Below are 4640 nucleotides of genomic sequence, written 5' to 3'. Positions count from 1 at the left end.
CACCGGCCAATCCGACGCCGATACCTCCGAGACGGGCAGCAAGAATAATACACCCCAACAAGAGAATGATTTCTAACAACAGCATAGTAAGTCCTCTTTCTAGTTCTATAAATTATTTCTGCATTCCTTAATCAAGATAATTAAGAAGCGCATAACATGCTTCCAGCTAGTTTTACCGCTGAACCATTTTAGGAGAATGAAAAACATATATTTAAAAGATAAGATTATTGGCAACCACTAATACCAATCCACTTATTATAGAAAGGGTAATTAGAGTATAATGATTATTAAAAAGGGTTATTGACAATAGAAACAGAGGCCCTAAAATCGAGCACCTACGATATCTATTATTTATCGCCCTTTTTGTGTCAGTTAGGCAAAAAAGTTAGTTTGAATAATATTATTTTTATCAACTATTTACCTACACGCCCCAAATCATTCATTAATCTTATATTTTCTGAATTTACATAGACAATACTTAGCTTTCAATCAGGTTTGAAATGCAGAAAACTATCTAGTTATGCGTAATCAGCATTACAAAAACCCCACTCAGGTCACTGAATATTCAGCAAAATCATAGCTAACAACCAGTATGCATCATATTGATTACAAACAGCTCAAAATAAAAACACAATCTGACAAACCAAAAATCACAACCAATCAAAAAGACAATATAAAAGCGTGTAAATTAACATAAGTTTGATGAGTGTTTTTTGGACAATACCTGTTGGATATATATTTGTAGTACATAAAAGTCCTACCTGAATCACATAATAAAATAAGTGAACTAAGTCACGGTTTCAATTGAATGAAAAATCATATTTATTCATTATTTCCTGGCTAAGAAAACACTATTTGATTAAATTAATAGCACTATGCATTAAATGCATTGTTGCTTACTTTTAAGCATTTCACTTTAAACAATAAAAGGAACATTGTGTCGGTGTCATTTCACTATCAATAAAGGTAACGGCTATGCTCGACAATTCTAATAAGGTACGTATTGAAGAAGATCTTCTTGGTCAGCTTGAAATTCCGGCATCTGCTTATTACGGGATCCACTCATTGCGCGCCTATCAGAACTTCAATATCTCGTCGATGAAGATCTCTGATGTACCTGAATTTGTTCGAGGTATGGTATTTACCAAAAAAGCAGCCGCTAAAGCGAATACTGAGCTCGGCACTATTCCAAGCGATGTGGGCAAATACATCGTTGAAGCCTGTGATCTGATCCTAAACACAGGTAAATGCATGGATCAGTTCATCTCTGATGTCTATCAGGGTGGTGCTGGTACATCTGTTAACATGAATGCCAACGAGGTTATCGCCAACGTCGCCCTTGAACTAAAAGGCCACGAAAAAGGCGAATATGACATCATTAACCCTAATGATCATGTAAACAAGAGCCAGTCAACCAACTGTGCATACCCAACAGGCTTCCGTGTTGCTGTCTATAACAGCATCATGAAGATGATTGACTCAATCGAGCACCTGCAGGCAGCCTTCGATGCCAAGAGCAATGAGTTCCAGGACGTTTTGAAAATGGGTCGTACCCAGCTTCAAGATGCCGTACCAATGACTGTTGGCCAGGAATTCCACGCATTCAGCATTCTGGTTAAAGAAGAAATCAAAAACCTGAAATATGCCGCTTCACTACTGCTTGAAGTTAACCTGGGCGCAACAGCGATTGGTACAGGCCTTAACGCACCAGAAGGTTATCAGGAACTGGCAGTCAAATACCTTGCCGAAGCGACAGGCTTAGACTGTGTACCGTCTGAAGACCTGATTGAAGCAACATCTGACTGTGGTGCTTACGTAACGGTTCACGCAGCACTGAAACGTCTTGCCGTGAAACTGTCTAAAGTATGTAACGATCTTCGTCTGCTTTCATCTGGCCCACGCGCAGGTCTTAACGAACTGAACCTGCCTGAAATGCAAGCTGGTTCTTCCATCATGCCAGCCAAAGTAAACCCAGTGATCCCAGAAGTCGTCAACCAGGTTTGCTTTAAAGTAATTGGCAACGATACAACCGTCACTTTTGCAGCAGAAGCTGGCCAGCTTCAGCTCAATGTTATGGAGCCAGTTATCGGTCAGGCAATCTTCGAGTCGATTGAACTACTGGGCAATGCCTGTGTAAACCTTGCCGACAAGTGCATCAGCGGCATTACAGTCAACAAGAATGTTTGTGAAGACTTCGTCTTTAACTCAATTGGTATCGTCACTTATCTGAATCCATTCATTGGCCACCATGAAGGTGACATCGTCGGTAAAATCTGTGCCGAAACAGGCAAGAGCGTTAAAGAAGTAACACTAGAGCGCAAGCTACTGGCAGAAGAACAACTGGAAGAAATCTTCTCGGTGCAAAACCTCATGCACCCAGAATACAAAGCAAAACTATATAACTAATAACAACGATTAAAGGGCTTGAAAAAGCCCTTTTTTTTTCCCAATAACAAATACAAGGGTGAACTCATTATGAAAACGAATCCAATACGACTGGGTCTTATCATTGCTGGCTTATGCGGTAGTTCATTGTCTTTTGCTGCCGATTTACCAAATATCAAAATCTTGGCAACCGGCGGAACCATTGCCGGAGCAGGTCAGGCTGCAACCGATTCAAGCTACACCTCCGGTCAGGTGGGTGTTGATCAGCTTGTCGCGGCGGTACCTGAAATTAAGAACCTGGCAGATATCAGCGGCGAACAAGTGGTCAATATTGGCTCCCAGGACATGAACAATGAGGTATGGCTTAAGCTTGCCAAGCGTGTTAATACACTATTAGCACAAGACAATGTTGATGGTATCGTCATTACTCATGGCACGGATACCATGGAAGAAACCGCCTACTTCTTAAACCTGACCGTAAAGAGCGACAAGCCTGTCGTACTCGTCGGTTCAATGCGCCCGTCAACGGCCAAAAGCGCGGATGGCCCGATGAATCTGTACAATGCCGTCGTTACCGCTACTGACGAAGATACCCATGGGCGTGGCGTATTGGTATCCATGAACGATACTGTCTTCGGTGCACGTGATGTAACCAAAACGAATACCACATCCGTTCAGACCTTCCAGTCTCCTAATTTCGGTCCACTGGGGTATATCCATAACAGTGACGTGAAATATCAGCGTAGCCCTGCGCGTCAGCATACCTTAAATACTGTGTTTGATGTTTCCAAGCTAACCGAATTACCTAAGGTCGGTATTGTCTATAACTACGCAAGTGCTTCAGACCTGCCAGTAAAAGCTTACATTGATGCCAAGTATGACGGCATCGTTAGCGCCGGCGTGGGTAACGGAAATATGTACCACTCAGTATTTGACGCTCTGGCGAAAGCAAGCAAAGAAGGCACCATGGTAGTGCGCAGTTCACGCACCCCTACGGGCTCAACGACACTGCATGCCGAAGTCGATGATGAGAAGTATGGCTTCGTGGCAGCCGGTGAGCTTAACCCGCAAAAAGCCCGTATCCTACTGATGTTATCCTTGACGCAGACCCAGAACTATAACGACGTTCAGAAAATGTTCCAATACTACTAAGTAGTCAACATTCATGAACAGATAATTTCAGACAATATTTAGCAAAAAGGGCTATTTCTATAGCCCTTTTATTAAATGGTTAAGCCAATGTTCAATCACTCATCATAATAACAAAGGTAGTACATATTTATTCAAGGTTAAACTTTCTTCCAGATAGCTCTTTCATTGGGCTCACTTTACTCAACTCATTCCACATTGCTTCACATGAAGAATGCAGTTTAGAGTAATAACGATACACATACAGATCCAATGGAACAGGTTCTCTCTCAGTTAATATTTTCAACTGTCCTGATGCCAGCTCTTCTTTTATTGCATAATCGGGTAGCCAGCTAATTCCTTTACCCTGTAACACCAGAGCTTTAATAAAATCTGTCATGGATGATGAGCAAACTGTATTAGGCGTTAACTTTCCATTTGCTCGGTGGAGTGCTCTCCCCATATAACTTTCTGGCGTATAATCCAAGCAAGGAACATCATCATTATTTGCAAGGTCATAAAGTGCTTCTCCGTTTTCATCCACAGCAGAGACACAATATAAATAACTACGTCCTAGATAGATTGACCTGTAAGGTGCAACTTGTAATCTGTCTTCATAAAATGAGAATAAGAAATCGCACTTTCCATCTATGAGAAGTTCAACAGCGTCGTCAACTTCGTTGGCATCAACAGATAAACTTGTATTCAACTTTGCGTTGAACAGACAGGAATGTAATTTAGGCAATATACTGATAGCCACAGAATGCGCAGCACTTAACCGAACAGTATGCCGCCCATGAAAAGAGCTTCCCGCCAAGCGGTTAACCTCTTCATCTATCTGATTTAAAATGGATTGTGCCGTTGTTTTAAACTGCTTGCCATTTAGAGTCAGTTCGATAGGCGTTTTACTGCGATCGATCAACACTAAACCTAACTCTGCTTCAAGCGACTTGATCCGGCGGCTAAATGCCGGTTGAGTAACATTACGAACAGCAGCTGCATGAGAAAAATTTTGTAGATCAGCGAGGGTAAGAAAATCTTGCAGCCATTTTGTTTCTATGTTTTTCATTCGTCATTCTCAGTAGTTTTGGTTCTATGGCAGTTATCAACCCTAAATAACTCAGTAC

General features: G+C 41.6%; 3 protein-coding genes. 2 read left to right on the top strand and 1 reads right to left on the bottom strand.

Annotated features, from left to right (window positions below):
* The first annotated feature begins 975 nt into the window (after positions 1–975).
* Both aspA and ansB read left to right on the top strand, forming a co-directional pair.
* The gene (gene aspA / locus MHN01_RS17175; RefSeq protein ID WP_239412460.1) at positions 976–2406 is read left to right on the top strand and encodes an aspartate ammonia-lyase; all 1431 of its coding nucleotides are present in this window, start codon (positions 976–978) and stop codon (positions 2404–2406) included.
* A 69-nt stretch (positions 2407–2475) separates the two neighbouring features.
* On the top strand, positions 2476–3537 hold the full coding sequence (gene ansB / locus MHN01_RS17170) for an L-asparaginase 2 (protein WP_239412459.1): 1062 nt from the start codon (positions 2476–2478) through the stop codon (positions 3535–3537).
* Positions 3538–3664: 127 nt separating this feature from the next.
* Here the strand turns inward: ansB and MHN01_RS17165 are convergent, their stop codons facing one another.
* On the bottom strand, positions 3665–4582 hold the full coding sequence (locus MHN01_RS17165) for a LysR substrate-binding domain-containing protein (protein WP_239412458.1): 918 nt from the start codon (positions 4580–4582) through the stop codon (positions 3665–3667).
* Between the last annotated feature and the right edge of the window lie 58 nt (positions 4583–4640).

Origin of the sequence: Photobacterium sp. OFAV2-7 (assembly GCF_022347985.1) — a bacterium.
GTDB lineage: Bacteria > Pseudomonadota > Gammaproteobacteria > Enterobacterales > Vibrionaceae > Photobacterium.
This window is presented reverse-complemented; position numbering and strand designations above follow the sequence as displayed.

Coding starts and splice junctions, on each gene's coding strand:
- aspA (WP_239412460.1), top strand. CDS start 976: ATGCTCGACAATTCTAATAAGGTACGTATTGAAGAAGATCTTCTTGGT.
- ansB (WP_239412459.1), top strand. CDS start 2,476: ATGAAAACGAATCCAATACGACTGGGTCTTATCATTGCTGGCTTATGC.
- MHN01_RS17165 (WP_239412458.1), bottom strand. CDS start 4,582: ATGAAAAACATAGAAACAAAATGGCTGCAAGATTTTCTTACCCTCGCT.